A 14,679-nucleotide genomic window follows, 5' to 3' on the forward strand; every position below is an offset into this window, starting at 1 on the left:
ACGCCCACGGCAGGGCGCGGGGCCAGCGCCGCGCCCCGGCGTGCTCGTCGCGCGCGCGCAGGGACGCCACGGAGATCTCGGCGGCAGCGAGGACGCCGTTCCGGCACCTTGCTCGAAGCGAGCGCCCCCGTGACGTCACGGCCGCCTCAGGGCACGCCGTGGTCTCCCGCGCCGGCCGCCCCGCCTGGCCGCATCTGCGCGACCTGCTGACATGCGGCGGCGCAGCGGCGGCACTCGTCGGCGCAGGCCTTCATCTGCGCGTCGCCCGCGAACCTGTCGCAGCTCTGGGCGCAGAGCTCGCAGATGCTCGCGCACGCGGCCGTGACCTGGTTGTGCTGCGGCGAGCCGCGCAGCAGCATCGTCCCGGCCGTCTCGCAGATCTCGGCGCAGTCCTGCATGAGCCGCATGTGAAAAGGCTCCACGTGGGATCCTCCCACCTGGAGGCAGTGCTGGAGCGTCTGGACGCAGATCGACTGGCAGCTCTGGGCCTCGCTGGCCGTGTCCTGGAAAGCCTTGCTCAGGGTGATCCCCTTGTGCGCCATGTGTTCCTCCCTTGATTCAGCGGTGCTTCTCGATCTCTCGTGAGCTCATCTCCTGCGCGCGCACGACATGAGCTCGACGGGCAGGGCGCCAGGCTCCCCGAGTCTTCCCGGTCCGTCACGTCGGACTGCACCGTATACCCGGCTCAGATGGAAGCTGAACGATCTCCGACGTCGTGGATGCGTTCATGCCATATCGCCCGCCGATGCGTCCAGGTTGCTCGCAGAGCACCTCGAGCGAGATCGGGTGACCACCGGTCGAGAGTCGACGACGAATGATGCTACTGGCCGTGACCTCATCGACCAGGTTTGCCTGTCGGAGTGACCAGGCTCACTTTGGTCACGTCTTTACTCCTCGGACGTCTGTCCGACGTGGGTTCGAGCTCGTCGCCGGAGGCTCGCGTTTCTTGCTATGATGGGCATTACGCCCGATTTCGTGCATGATGACGCGGTCGTGTCGTCGGGTGGGTGTCGACGAGGTCGTTCCGGACATGAAGGCTCCCCTCTCCATGCAAGCCGCAGGTGAACCGCCCGCGATCGAGCCGAGCGCGCAGATCCCGAAGCCGCGGGTGGAGTGGGTCGATTACGCGAAGGGCATCTGCATCTTCTTCGTCGTGATGCTGCACGCGAATGACGTCGCGCAGGAGCAGATGCACGAGATCGGCTGGCTCGAGGAGGTCGTCAAGTTCGCCCAGCCGTTCCGTATGCCCGACTTCTTCTTGATCGCCGGCCTTTTCCTGGCGAGCGCGCTGCGCCGGCCGTGGCGGCGCTACCTCGACACAAAGGTCGTGCACTTCCTCTACTTCTATCTGCTGTGGATGACGCTGCGCTTCGTGGTCGTGGACCTCGATCACCTGGTCCGCGCGGACGACGCCACCGCGCGCGGGGTCGTGCTGGCCTACTTCCGGCGCTGGATCGATCCGATCGGCACGCTGTGGTTCATCCACATGCTGCCGATCTTCTTCGTCGTGACCCGCCTGACGCGATCGGTCCCGCCGTGGGGGATGTGGCTCGGCGCCGTGGCGCTCCACAGCGCGCAGATCGAGACCGAGTGGACCGTGATCAACCAGTTCGCGTCACGGTACGTGTACTTCTACTCGGGGTACGTGCTCGCGCCGCACGTGTTCCGGATCGCCGCGTGGGCGCATGCGCGCGCGGGCGCGGCGTTGGGCTACCTGGTGTGCTGGGGCGTCATCAACGGTCTCATGGTCGCTGCGGCCTGGGCGGAGCTGCCGATCGTGAGCCTCGCGCTCGGCTACGCGGGGGCGCTCGGGGTGATCCTCTCCGCGGTGATGCTGTCGAAGCTGTCGTGGACCGGGCCGCTGCGGTACCTCGGCCAAAACTCGATCGTCGTGTACCTGGGTGACTTCTGGGTCTGCCGGATCGTGGTCCGGGCGCTGGCCCCGATGATCGGCGATGTCGGAGCGCTCGCGCTGGCCTCGACGGTGCTCACCACGATCGGGACGGTCATCCTGTGGCGCGTGACGCTGCGCACCCCGGGGCGCTTCATGTACGTGCGGCCCCGCTGGCATCCCGCTGCTTTTGGCGCCCAGTCTCATGGGCGCCTGCGGCGCTCGAGCTGACGAGGCGCCCGGGCGGCACGCTTCGTGGTTCACCGGGCCCATGGGAGAGCCAGCGGGGCAGCAGGGGGACGGACGCGGTGAGAAGCACCCATCCACGATACGGGTCGCCCTTATCGCGTCCGTCGCCGCGCTGGGCGGCTTCCTGTTCGGGTTCGACACCGCCGTGATCAACGGTGCCGTCGGCGCGCTGGAGAGGATGTTCAGCGCGCACACGGTCGCGGTCGGTCTGTCCGTGTCCTCGGCGCTGCTCGGCGCGGCCGTCGGCGCGGTGGTCGCGGGCAGGCTGGCCGATCGCTACGGCCGGACACGGACCATGCTGGTGAACTCGCTTGTCTTCGTCGTCAGCGCGGCGGGCTCGGGGGCGGCGCTCTCGCCCTGGGACTTCAGCGCGTGGAGGGTGCTCGGGGGCGTGGCCATCGGCGCGGCCAGCGTCGTCGCTCCGGCGTACATCGCCGAGATCGCGCCGGCTCACCTGCGCGGCCGCCTCGGATCGCTCCAGCAGCTCGCGATCGTGCTCGGCATCTTCGTCGCCCTGCTCGGCGATTACGCCATCGCGACGTCCGCGGGCTCGGCGGCGAACCCGTTCTGGCTCGGGGCCAGCGCCTGGCGATGGATGTTCTGGAGCGCCATCCCACCGGCGCTCCTTTATGGGATCGGCGCGCTGCTGATCCCCGAGTCCCCGCGTTATCTCGTGGCGAGGGGCCGTGTGACCGAGGCGCTCGTCGTGCTTCGTGGCCTCCTCGGCGCGGCCGCCCAGGCGAAGCTCCTCGAGATCCAGAGGACGCTCTCGTCCGAGCACCGGCCCAGGCTCGCGGACCTGCGGGGGCGCTCAGGGCTGCTCCGCATCGTCTGGATCGGCATCGGCCTGTCGGCGTTCCAGCAGCTCGTGGGCATCAACGTCATCTTCTATTACTCGAGCGTCCTCTGGCAGGCGGTCGGGTTCTCCGAGCGAAGCGCCCTCGCGATCACGGTCATCACCGGCGTCACGAACATCGTGACCACCCTCCTCGCCATCGCGACCGTCGACCGCGTCGGGCGCAGGCCGCTGCTCATCGCGGGCTCGATCGGCATGGCGCTGACGCTCGGCACCCTGGCGGCCGTGTTCGCCGCCGCGGGCGAGGACGCCGCGGGCAACCCCGTGCTGAGGGGCGCTGCCGGCCCCATCGCGCTCCTCGCGGCCAATCTCTACGTCTTCTGCTTCGGTGCGTCCTGGGGTCCGGTGACGTGGGTGCTGCTCGGGGAGATGTTCGAGAACCGCATCCGCGCCCTCGCCCTCTCGATCGCGGCGGCCGCGCAATGGCTGGCGAACTTCCTCGTGACCGCCACGTTCCCCGTGCTCAAGGTGGCCGGCCTGGGCATCGCCTACGGGCTCTATACGGCCGCGGCGGCGGCCTCGCTCGTGTTCGTCATCGCCTTCATCCCCGAGACGAAGGGCAAGGAGCTCGAGGAGATGTGATCGCCGGCGCCAGGGCCGGCGCGGCCGAGATCCGTCGCGCCGGGAACCCGCTTCTCGTCTAGACTGCCGGTCGATGGTCGAGCTAGCCAGGCACGTCGACCCGGACCAGGCGCGGCAGGCACCCCCGGAGAGACCTACCCGACGCTGCCCCGTGTGCGCCGTCCGGTACCCGCTCGACTTCCTCGTCTGCCCCATCGACGCGACCGCGCTGGAGCTCCAGGGCGTGACCGCGACCGACCCGATGGTCGGCGAGCTGCTCGCCGGGAGCTTCTGCATCACCGGCGTGATCGGCGCGGGCGGCATGGGCCGCGTCTACGTCGCCGAGCACATCCGCCTGCCGAAGCGCTTCGCCGTCAAGGTGCCGCACGAGCACTTCGCCAGCCACCGGGAGGCGATGGCCCGCTTCGAGCGCGAGGCGCAGACGATCGCGCGCGTCGGCAACGAGCACGTGATCGAGGTGGTGGACATCGTGCGCCTTAAGGACGGGCGCCCGTGCATGGTGACCGAGCTGCTCAACGGCGAGGATCTCGGCGGCCTCCTCGACCAGGTCGGCAAGCTGCCGCTCCCGACCGCCATCACCATCTCGCGCCAGGTCTGCCGGGGCCTCGCCGCAGCCCACGCGACCGGCGTCGTCCACCGCGACCTCAAGCCGTCGAACCTGTTCCTCGTCCGGCGCGAGGGGGGCAGCATCCACGTGAAGATCCTCGACTTCGGGGTCGCCAAGGTGCTCGACGGCGCCGATCTCACCCGCACGGGCTCGGTGGTCGGCACGCCGCAGTACATGGCGCCGGAGCAGGCGCGAGGCTCGGCCGAGGTCGACTCCCGCGCGGACATCTACGCGGTCGGCGCCGTGCTGTACCGCATGCTCACGGGCGAGCGCCCCTTCCCCGAGGAGGAGCCGGCCCGGACGATGATCCGCCTGCTCACCGAGGATCCGCGGCGCCCGCGCGACATCGACAAGACCATCCCGGAGGGGATCGAGGCGCTGATCCAGCGCGCCATGGCCCGGACGCGCGAGGACCGGCCGCCCTCCGCGCAGGAGCTCGACCGCCTGCTCGCGGACTTCGACATGCAGGACCCGTTCGGGCCCGCGCGCGCGCTCGGCACCACGGCCATGACCGACGGCGCGCCGAACGACGAGATCGCCACGGTCGTCATCCCCAACGCCCAGGGCAGCCAGAGCGCGGACGACGTGACGCGCAGGGCGCGGCGCGCGCGGCCGGTCGCGCTGCTGCTGTCCATCGCGGTGAGCCTCGCCGCGGGCGCGGCGGTCTTCACGAGCGCCGCGATGGCCCTCCGCAGGGTCTACGGCGTCACCGAGCGGCGGGCGCTCAGCGAGACGGAGATGCTCATCGCCGCGGGCGTCGCGGGGGCGCTCTCGTTCTTCGCGTTCACCGCGACGATCCGGGTCCTCATCGGGCGCTGGCGGAGCGCGCCGGCCATGGAGCGCCTCGGCAAGGGCCTCGTGGCCGCGCTCGCGTGGCTGTTCCTCTCGTGCGGCGTCCTCGCGCTCGGCGTCGCCGCCTACAACGCATTCGCGCTGCCGATCCCGGCCCTGGGGCTCGCCCCGACCGACTGGCTCGGCTGGCTCGACATCGGCGCGATCGCCCTGCCGGCCCTGATCGCGCTCGTCGCGCTCGTCGTGGCGCTGCGGCGCGTGACCCGCGTGTCCTAGCGAGCTTGTCAACCGGGGTTGGATCGGCGAGATCCCCGTGCCCGCCAGGCACCCCACGAGGAGGCGAGATCATGTCCGCGCGATTCAGGCCCGAGGTGTACGCCGTCGATTTCGGGACCTCCAACTCGCTGCTCTCGGCGGCCAGCGCGGAGGCGACCTGCCCGCCCATCCCGCTCGACGGCGCGGCGGCCGACCCCACCGTCCTTCGGAGCCTGCTGTTCTTCGGGCAGCAGCAATTCTCCTGCGGCGCGGCGGCGATCGGCGACTTCGTCGCGAACGGCATGCAAGGCCGCTTCATCCGCTCGATCAAGAAGTACCTCCCCGACCGGAGCTTCTCCGGCACGCAGATCGGGCACCGGCTCGTGACGATCGAGGACCTGATCGGCCGCTTCCTGCGGGAGATGCGCGAGCGGGCGAACCGCCACTTCGACGCGGACGTCGCGCGCGTCGTGCTGGGCAGGCCGGCGAAGTTCTCGACCGACCCGGCGGAGGACCGCCTCGCCGAGGAGCGGCTCGAGCGGGCGGCGCGCATCGCCGGCTTTCGCGACGTCTTCTTCTGCCCCGAGCCGGTCGCCGCGGCGCACGACTTCCACCTGGAGCTCGACCGCGGGGCCGTCGTCCTCGTCGCCGATTTCGGCGGAGGGACGTCCGATTACACGATCGTGCGGATGCGGCCGGAGGGGTTCGCGCCGTCCGACGTGCTCTCGCTCGGCGGCGTCTCCGTCGCGGGGGACGCGCTCGACGGCAGCGTCATGCGCCACAAGATCGCCCGCCACTTCGGCGCGGAGGTCACCTACCGCGTCCCGCTCGGCTCGAACCAGCTGACCATGCCCCGGCCCATCGTCGAGAAGCTCTGTTCCCCGGCCGACATGACGGTGCTCCAGCACCGCGATGTCCTCACCTTCCTCCGCGACGTGAAGGCGTGGTCCCTCGGGTCCGAGGATCGGCAGCGCATGGATAACCTGCTCTGCCTCGTGGAAGACTCGCTCGCTTTCCGGCTCTTCGAGGAGATCGAGCGCAGCAAGTGCGCGCTGTCCGGCGAGGCGGTCACGGAGTTCCGCTTCGATTATCCGTCAATGCACATCCGCGAGCGCATCGCGCGGGAGGAGTTCGACGCCGGGAGCGAGCGGCAGATCGACGCGATCCTCCGCGCGCTCGACCAGACGGTGCAGGACGCCGGCGTGTCGTTCGATGGGATCGACGTCGTGTGCTGCACGGGCGGGACCGCCAGGGTGCCAGCCCTCCGGCGCGGCATCGAGCGGCGGTTCGGCCAGGGCAAGGTGAGGCAGCTGCGCAGCTTCCACTCGGTCGTGCAGGGGCTCGCCGAGCGCGCGCGCAGCATCGCCGCCGCGTCCGCCTGAGCGGGCGCCGGCGCGGCCCGGCGAGGGCGCGGCCGCGCCGGGCGAGGGCGCGGCGCCGCCGAGCCAGCGGGGATCGCCCTCGACGACCCACGGGTATGCCTCGTGGAGCGCGCGCTCCATCAGGCCGCCGTAGCTGTGGCCGGCGCCCTCGGCGTGCAGGACGCGCGTGGTCACGCCGCCGCGCTCGAGCATCGCCTGCGTCTTGCGCGCCTGCGCCGCGCAGTCGGCCCCCCCGCACGCGAGCAGCACCCGCGCGCCGCCGCCGCCGCGAAAGCGCCGGGCGGTGCCCAGCGTCCATTCGCCGAAGCCGCCGTATCCGCCCTCGATCAGCGCCGCCCGGGCGAAGCGCGCGGGGTGCCCGGGCAAGAGCAGCGCGCCCATGATCGCGCCCTGCGAGTACCCGGCATAGACCGGGTCGCGGAGATCCACCCGATCCCCGAAGCGCGTCGACAGCGCCGAGACGGCCGCGGCGACCTCGCGGCTCAGCGCGTGGTGGTCCGGGTAGTAGAAGATCCGCCCGCCGTCCGGCGCCCGGGCGTCGATGGGCTTGCCGCGCGGGCAGAGCACGAACCCGGCCCCTCGCACCATCGGGCGCCAGAGCTCGCAGTGCCACTCGGGCCGATCGCCCGCGCCGTGCGCGACCACGAGCACGGGCCGCGGCCCCTCGCCGCGCGGCGTCACGACCACCGCAGATCCGAAGCCGGGGACCTCGATCTCGAGGAGCGCAGGCGCCTCCGCAGGCGGCGGAGGCTCCGGCGCCGGCTCGACGTCGTCCCCCGGGCCGCCCTCCGGCGGGGCGATGGGCGCATCGCTCCGGCCGACAGGGGCGGCGAGCGGCGGGCGCGCGCACCCCTCGGCGAAGGTCGTGAGCAGGAGGCCCAGCAAGAGCGCCCCTCGCGGGCCGCAGGTCGGCAGCGGTCGTCGGATCGTCGCGCTCGTCGCGCTCATCGCGCTCATCGCGCGTCAGAGCCTGAACACCCTCGACACGAGAATCAAGAACCGGAGGACACGCCCTGTCCCGAAAATCATCGAGGACCTTCGGGAGCTCGCGATCGCCGCCGGAGATCACCGCCGCTCTCGAGCCCGTGCTCGCATCGGCTCGACGCGCGCCAGGCGGGCTCAGCGACGGCGGCCCCGGGCATCGCGTCAGGTGTCAGGCGGCGACGAGAACGATGCGGCTCACCTCGGGGGGCGCCCCGATGCGCGCGGGCGGCCCGGCGGTGCCGAAGCCGCGGTTGATGTAGAGGTGCGAGCTGCCGCGCTTGTAGAGCCCGGCCACATAGCCGTGGGGGAGCACCAGGTCGGCGGGCCGGACGAGCGGGTTCACCTGGCCGCCGTGGGTATGGCCGCTGAGCTGCAAGGCCACCTCGCCGGCCGCGTCCGGGAAGAACACCGGGTTGTGGCAGAGCAGCACGCGCGGCAGGTCGCGGGGGACGTCCGCGAGCGCGCGGCCGAGGTCGGGGCCGCCGCCGGGCACGCGCCCTCGCGCCCACACGTCGTCGACGCCGAGCAGCGCGAAGGCGCCGCCGACCCCTCCCACGACGCTCCCCCGGTTGCTCAGCACGCGGGCGCCGCCGCGCTCCAGCGCGTCGAGCGCCGCGTCGATGCCGGCGAAATGGTCATGGTTGCCCGGGATCGCCGCGACCCCCTCCCGGGCGAGCGGGCCCAGTCGCCGAGTGAGCCGCCCGAGGTGCTCCGCATACGTCGGATTGAAATCGATGAGATCGCCCGTCATCACCACGAGATCGCCGCGCGCCTTGCGCACGAGATCCTCGGCGGCGCGCATCTCCGGCTCATCCACGAACAGCCCGAGATGGATGTCGGACAGCTGCACGATCGTGAAGCCGTCCAGGCTGCGCGGCAGGCCCGGTATCGGGATGGCGACCTCTTCAATGACGTAGTCGTGTCGCCCGACCAGGGCGCCATACACCGCGCTGCCGCCGCCGATGAGGAAGGCGGAGCCGACGGCCCCGTTCGCGAGAAATGCGCGGCGGGGGAGCGCCGGCGGCGCGAGCTGCGGCGAGGGCGGCGCGCCCGCGTCGCCGCCGTCCTCGTGCGCGCCTCGCTCGCCAGGGCGGTGCGCCACGTCCGCGGGGCGCGCGTCGGCTCGGGCGCGCCCGAGCGCCGCGCGCCCGAGCCGCGCGATCAGGTGCCCGAGGTCCACGACGGCGAGCAGGACCGCGGAGAGCAGGACGCCGAGCGAGAGGATGCCGCTCACGAGCACCACCCCGCGGAGCACGCCCTCGGGCAGCACGCCCCGCCAGAGCCGCGCGGAGATCATCGCGAGCATGCCGGTGGCGAGCAGGCAGGCCAGCACGCGCCGGCCGCGCAGGCCCAGGCCGAGCAGGCCGGAGGCGCGCCGGTGCACGTACAGGCCAAGGGCCCCGAGGACGACGAGGAGGATCAGCGAGACGACGACGAAGCGCATGGCGGGCTCTGCGGGGCAGGGGGGGATCGAAGCCTAACCGATCGGCGGCGACCAGCCAGAAGCCGCTCGGTGACGGCCAGGCGACGGGCGCGCCTGCGGACAGCGTCCCTCGACACGCGCTCCGCTCGACGCGGCCGGCCGGCGAGCCCACTCGCCGTCACGTCATGAGCGCCGGCCGCATCAAGGCCCTCGCGCGGGCCGCGGACGAGCGCCGCTCTCCCCCCGATCACGGCACGACGCGCCCCCGGCGCGGTGCGTCTCAAAGTGCCACCCTGCGTCACTGCACGTCCGACTCGCCGCGCAACCCGAGCGCACTGCCGCTCAGAGGGTGAGCTCACCGTGACTCGCCGCGCAACCCGAGCACACTGCCGTTCAGAGAGGGTGAGCTCACCGTCGGTGACGTACCTGGAAATCAACTCGAAACAGTTCTCGTTGTCTGCCATGTCACTTTGACAGCCAGGCCGCGCCGACCCGTCGAGTGGATTGCGCGATGCGTTGGGGCCGGGGGCCATCCTCTCCCAGCGTGGTTTCCCCGTGCGAAACAGCCTTACGGGCCGTTGTTGGACGCGCCATCCGACGCGCTCGCGACGCGCTCGCGACGCGCGTCAAAACGTCGCAAATCGAGAGGCGGCGGACATTTCTATTCGCCGTGAAAAAATAACCGCACGGCAGATTACGATGGAGCCACGCTGGCATGGCATAGCCGTCGTTTGTCCTTGCCCCTGCGAAACCCTTGGTCTAGGCTCGGCACGCTATTTTTGATACGTTGGATTTGCCTGGTTTCTTCAGTGACGTAGGTGAAAGGCTTAATATGCTGAGAAGGAATTCGCATCAGCTCGGGTTGGCAAAGTGGGTTGCGGTCCTCCTCACGACCGCCTCTTTTGCGGCGTGCTCGGGCGACGGGGGCGACGGGAGCAGCAACGGAGACGGCGGCGCGGGCGCCGGCACCCCGACGGGCAGCGGCGCGGGCGCCGGCACCCCGACGGGCGCTGGCGCGGGCACCCCGACGGGCAGCGGCGCGGGCGCCGGCACCCCGACGGGCAGCGGCGCGGGCGCGGGCACCCCGACGGGCAGCGGCGCGGGCGCCGGCACCCCCACGAGCTCGGCGGCGGCGGGCGGCAACTGCCCCGGACCGGTCGACATCTCGCCGGTGGCCGGCAACCCGTTCGCCGGTGGGCGGCTGTTCGTGGACCCGGAGTACGTCGCGAAGGTCCAGACGTCGATCGACATGACGACGGACGCGGCCCTCGTCGCGAAGATGAAGAAGGTCCAGGAGATCCCGACCGCGTTCTGGCTCGACAGGATCGCGGCGGTCGACCGCCTCGAGGGGCACCTCGACGCCGCGCTCGCGCTCCAGGAGCAGCTCTGCGAGCCGGTCGTTCCGGTCATCGTCGTGTACGACCTGCCGAACCGCGACTGCTTCGCCGAGGCGTCGAACGGCGAGCTCAAGCTCAATGAAAACGGCACCGAGCGGTACCAGAACGAGTTCATCAAGCCGATCAAGGCGATCCTCGCCGCTCGCCCGAACCAGCGCATCATCGCGATCATCGAGCCCGACTCGCTCCCCAACATCGCGACGAACCTGGGCGGGAAGCGATGCGATGACGCCACGGCGGCGTCCTACGAGTCGAACGTCGCGCACGCGCTCAAGGAGCTCAACATGCCGCACGTGTACCAGTACATCGACGCGGCGCACTCGGGCTGGCTCGGCTGGGAGGACAACCAGAAGAAGGGCGCCGAGATCTTCGCCAGGGTCATCAAGGCCGCCGGAAGCCCGTCCGGCGTCCGCGGCTTCGCGACCAACGTCGCGAACTACACGCAGCTCAGCTATAGCTCGGAGAGCTACGATCAGCAGGACAACCCCTGCTTCGGCGAGTACGACTATGTCGATGCCATGGCCTCGGCGCTGGCGGCTGAAGGCCTCGCGGACAAGCACTTCATCATCGACACGAGCCGCAACGGCCGCGGCAACATCCGGGATGACTGGGGCCTCTGGTGCAACAACAAGGGCGCCGGCATGGGCGAGCGGCCCAGGGCGAACCCGGGCGGCGCGACGCGCCTCGATGCCTTCTACTGGGTCAAGCCGCCGGGTGACTCCGACGGTGTTGGCCAGGAGGGCGAGCCGCGCTACGACCTGTTCTGCGGCAAGGCCAACGCGGACACGCGCGCGCCGCAGGCGGGGTACTGGTTCCACGAGTACTTCGTGGAGTGCGTGAAGAACGCCAATCCGGCGCTCTGATCGGCGTCCGCGCCGGGCTCTGGTCCCGTGACCGACGTCGCGAGCGGCCAGAGCCTGCGGTGACGAGCGCGCTCGGCTGAGCGCGCGACGGCGGCCGGGGCAGGCGAGGAGCGTAGAAAAAGGGGTCTACCCGCCCGCGGGCCGCGCGGCCGGCTGGAGGGTAGACCCCTTGGGAAAACGCTCCTCGCCTGTCCCGGCCGCCGCGCTGTTTTTGTCGAGCTCACCAGCGCAGGAGGCCCGCCGCCCGCGGGCTGACGAACGACCGCCGCGCCGGGGCGCGGCGAGCCGTGGCAGGGTGACGCGCGATGCACGACTCCATCACGCTCGACCAGCTGCGCACGTTCATCGCGGTCGCCGACGAGGGCAGCTTCTCGGCCGCGGCCAGGAAGCTCCACCGCGTCCAGTCGGCCGTGAGCCACGCGATGGCCAACCTGGAGGGCCAGCTCGGGGTCGTCCTCTGGGACCGATCGACGAGGATCCCGGCGCTCACGGAGCAGGGCCGCGTCCTGCTCGGCGCCGCCCGGCGGGTGTGCGCCGACGCGGACGCGCTCAGCAGCGCCGCGCAGCGGCTCGCCGGCGGCCTCGACCCGCTCGTCTCGCTCTGCGTCGACGCTGTCTTTCCGCTCTCCGCGCTCGTCGATCTCTGCGTCGAGTTCGCGCGCGTCTACCCCACCGTGGAGCTCGTCGTGCACACCGAGACGATGGCCGCCGTCGCCGAGCGGGTGCTCGACGGGACATGCCAGCTCGGGGTCGTGGGGCCGGCGGCGGCGGCCCAGGGTCTCGAGCGCCGTCACCTCACGTCCGTGCGCATGGTGCCAGTCGCCGGCAAGACGCACCCGCTCGCCGCCGCGCAGCAGCACGCCGGGCGCGTCGCGACCGAGCAGCTGCGCGAGCACGTGCAGATCGTGCTGAGCGAGCGCGGCGGGGCGCGCTCGCCGGAGCAGGCCGTGCTGTCCCCCCGCACCTGGCGCGTCGTCGATCTCCAGACCAAGCGAGAGCTCCTGTGCGCAGGGCTCGGCTGGGGAAACCTGCCAGAGCACATGATCCGCGACGATCTCGGGGCCGGCCGTCTGGTCCGCGTCCGGCCGGAGGCGTGGGGGGATGACGAGCACCTCCTGTCGCTCGCCGTGGTCCACCGGCCGGGGCTCGTGCTGGGCCCCGCGGGGCAGTGGGTGCTGAAGCGCCTCGTCGAGCTCTGCCGCGAGCACGTGGGGGGCCCGCGCGCGGGGGGCCCGGAAGCGCCGCGTTGACCGCGGCCGCGGCGGCCGTCCGCGGGGAGCGCGGGCGTCAGCGCGACAGCCGCGAGACCAGCTCGTTCACGCGGATCGCGGCCGCGACGCTCCCTGTGTCATGGGCGTAGTCCATGGCCGCGAACAGGTGGGTCTGCTCGAGGTCGAGCCGCTCCGGGGAGCGCTCGAGGAGCGCCACGTAGTGCTCGAAGAAGCGGCCCTGATCGAACCGCGTGCGCTTCATGAGGGCGTGGCGCACGGTCGCGTGCAGCGCGAAGCGGCCCGCGAGCGGCTCCTGCACCAGCCGGAAGCGGCGGAGCGACGCGAGGGCGTCGCCGGCGCTCCGCCCCGCCCGCGCGAGCTGCGCGAGGGAGCCCTCGTCGATGTGGTCGCCGTTCGAGTGCGCCAGCACCGCGAGCATCCGCCGCGCCGGCGGCGAGAGCCCGCGGAAGACCCAGGCGACGAGCAGGCCGACCTCGGGGAGGTCGTCCTCGTGATCGATGACCTGCACGCGGTCGACGCCGCCCGACACGAGCCAGCGGTGGAGCTCGGCGACGTCGGCCGCGCCGCCCTCGACGATGGCGTCGGCGAGCTCCAGGGAGACCGGGTTCCAGCGGAGCAGGCGGGTCAGCGAGGCGACCGCGGGGAAGGGGCTCTGCCCCGAGGTCACGAGGGGCGCGATGACCGGGAAGATGGAGACGCCGGCCACGAGGCAGCGCCGCGCCGTGATGACCCACGTCACCGCCTCGTCGCGGAGGCCGTCGAGCAGCTCGGCGACGGCGCGGTCGTGCTCGTGGTTGTCGAGCACGATGAGCATCTCGCCGAGCGCCCGCAGGCGGCGCCGCAGCGCCGGCAGCGAGGGCGACGGCCCGGCCCCGAAGCGGAGCGACAGCATCCCGAGCAGGGTGCGCGCGTCCCAGGCGCCGACCCGGAACCAGTGGATCCCGCCGGGGAGCTCGGCCGCGAGCTTGTGCCCGAGCGCGCACGCGAGCGTCGACTTGCCGCTGCCGCCCGTGCCGACGAGCGCGATGCGCGTCGGGCGCGCCGCGCGGAGGGTCGCCATGAGCGTCGCGAGCTCGCGGCGCCGGCCGTGCAGGGAGGAGGGGCGGGGAGGGAACACGAGCGGCGAGGCGGTCATCCCCGCGCGAGCGTACCAAAAACCGCGCGGGGAGCCGGCCCTTGTCGCGGCCGCCGCGCGTTCACCCGCGCGGGCGCGCCGCGCGCAGGAGCCGCTCGATCGCGCGGGAGATCGGCTCCGGCGACATCGAGGAGAGGTGGAGGCGGCGGAGCCCCTCTCCCTCGCGGCTCAGGAACAGCGCCGGCACGCCGTGGACCTGGAGGCGTGCGGCCTCGGCCCGCGCGGCCTCCAGCTGCCGCACGACCTCCCCGCTGTCGCGCTGCGCCATCGCCCGCGCCGCGTCCACGCCCGGCAGCTCGGCGGCGATGCGCAGCAGGAGCTCGTCCGTGACCGGCGGGCGCTCGCGCGCCTGGATCCGGAAGAAGTGGTCGACGAACTCCCAGAGCCGGCCCTGCATGCCGACCGCCGCGGCCATGCGCGCGGCCTGCACGGAGCCCGGCCCGAGGAACGTGAGGTTCCGGAACACGAGCTTCACCTGCCTCGTGCGCACGTGGCGGTCGAGGATCACGGGCAGGACCTCGAGCGCGTAATCCCGGCAATGCGAGCAGCGGAGATCCGAGAACTCGACAAGCGTGATCGGCGCGCCCGGATCCCCGAGGACGACGCCGTCCTGGGGAATGCCGGAATAGAGGTCGAGGCCCGTACTGACGGCGCCGGTGGCCTCTTGTTCCGGCTCTTCTCCGGCGCCGTGGCAGGCCGAGATCCCGAGCAGGATCGCGGCGATCAAGGCGCCGCGCCGCGCCGCGGAGCCAGGGTGTGAGTTGCGTGGATGAGCGAGTGCGTGTCGTTCGAACGTCTGGAGCTTCATTCGAGGACACACGGCACGAACCGTACCTCCGCGCGGCGCTGCGCCGGGAATCCTTTCACGCGCATCCCGGTAAAGCGTGCTGGGGGAGGAGCTCCGGGCGAGGAAGGACTCCTCTCCAGCGCGCCGCGCGTCGCCCGCCGCGGCGGCGCTCCTCCCGGGGCCGCCGCCGCGGCCCTCGCGCGCCTCGGCGTCGGGGCTCTTGCCTGCACCCCGTCCTATCCGC

General features: G+C 72.1%; 10 protein-coding genes. 6 read left to right on the plus strand and 4 right to left on the minus strand.

Translation table 11 applies throughout. The annotated features are described in order from the left end of the window. Positions 1-146: 146 nt before the first annotated feature. Positions 147-542 carry a four-helix bundle copper-binding protein gene (locus WMF17_RS42040; protein ID WP_437599169.1) on the minus strand — a complete coding sequence of 132 codons (396 nt, stop codon included), beginning with the start codon at positions 540-542 and terminating at the stop codon, positions 147-149. 506 nt (positions 543-1,048) lie between these two features. Between WMF17_RS42040 and WMF17_RS42045 the strand changes: the two genes are divergently transcribed. The 4 genes from WMF17_RS42045 to WMF17_RS42060 all read left to right on the plus strand — a co-directional run bounded on the left by WMF17_RS42045 (position 1,049) and on the right by WMF17_RS42060 (position 6,614). Then, positions 1,049-2,122: an acyltransferase family protein gene (locus tag WMF17_RS42045; protein ID WP_437599170.1), complete on the plus strand. Its 1,074-nt coding sequence runs from the start codon at positions 1,049-1,051 to the stop codon at positions 2,120-2,122. A 40-nt stretch (positions 2,123-2,162) separates the two neighbouring features. After that, positions 2,163-3,578: a sugar porter family MFS transporter gene (locus tag WMF17_RS42050; RefSeq protein WP_437599172.1), complete on the plus strand. Its 1,416-nt coding sequence runs from the start codon at positions 2,163-2,165 to the stop codon at positions 3,576-3,578. 73 nt (positions 3,579-3,651) lie between these two features. Beyond that, positions 3,652-5,253 (plus strand): protein kinase domain-containing protein, encoded by a 1,602-nt coding sequence (locus tag WMF17_RS42055; RefSeq protein ID WP_437646559.1) that lies wholly within the window; start codon positions 3,652-3,654, stop codon positions 5,251-5,253. A gap of 71 nt (positions 5,254-5,324) precedes the next feature. Continuing rightward, positions 5,325-6,614, plus strand: a complete 1,290-nt coding sequence (locus WMF17_RS42060) for an Hsp70 family protein (RefSeq protein ID WP_437599174.1) — start codon at positions 5,325-5,327, stop codon at positions 6,612-6,614. A gap of 1,153 nt (positions 6,615-7,767) precedes the next feature. On the opposite strand, the gene WMF17_RS42065 is transcribed toward WMF17_RS42060, so the two are convergent. Next, positions 7,768-9,042: a metallophosphoesterase gene (locus WMF17_RS42065; protein WP_437646560.1), complete on the minus strand. Its 1,275-nt coding sequence runs from the start codon at positions 9,040-9,042 to the stop codon at positions 7,768-7,770. Between the two features lie 841 nt (positions 9,043-9,883). Here WMF17_RS42065 and WMF17_RS42070 point away from each other — a divergent pair. Both WMF17_RS42070 and WMF17_RS42075 read left to right on the plus strand, forming a co-directional pair. Continuing rightward, entirely contained in the window at positions 9,884-11,281 is a 1,398-nt protein-coding gene (locus WMF17_RS42070; protein WP_437646561.1) for a glycoside hydrolase family 6 protein, read from the plus strand. A 305-nt stretch (positions 11,282-11,586) separates the two neighbouring features. Continuing rightward, positions 11,587-12,531 (plus strand): LysR family transcriptional regulator, encoded by a 945-nt coding sequence (locus WMF17_RS42075; RefSeq protein WP_437646562.1) that lies wholly within the window; start codon positions 11,587-11,589, stop codon positions 12,529-12,531. 37 nt (positions 12,532-12,568) lie between these two features. On the opposite strand, the gene WMF17_RS42080 is transcribed toward WMF17_RS42075, so the two are convergent. Beyond that, complete coding sequence (locus WMF17_RS42080; protein ID WP_437599179.1) at positions 12,569-13,648, minus strand: hypothetical protein; 1,080 nt, start codon at positions 13,646-13,648, stop codon at positions 12,569-12,571. Positions 13,649-13,709: 61 nt separating this feature from the next. After that, positions 13,710-14,375, minus strand: a complete 666-nt coding sequence (locus WMF17_RS42085; protein WP_437646563.1) for a DsbA family protein — start codon at positions 14,373-14,375, stop codon at positions 13,710-13,712. Positions 14,376-14,679 lie beyond the last annotated feature (304 nt).

The organism is Sorangium sp. So ce362, assembly GCF_051519845.1.
GTDB lineage: Bacteria > Myxococcota_A > Polyangia > Polyangiales > Polyangiaceae > Sorangium.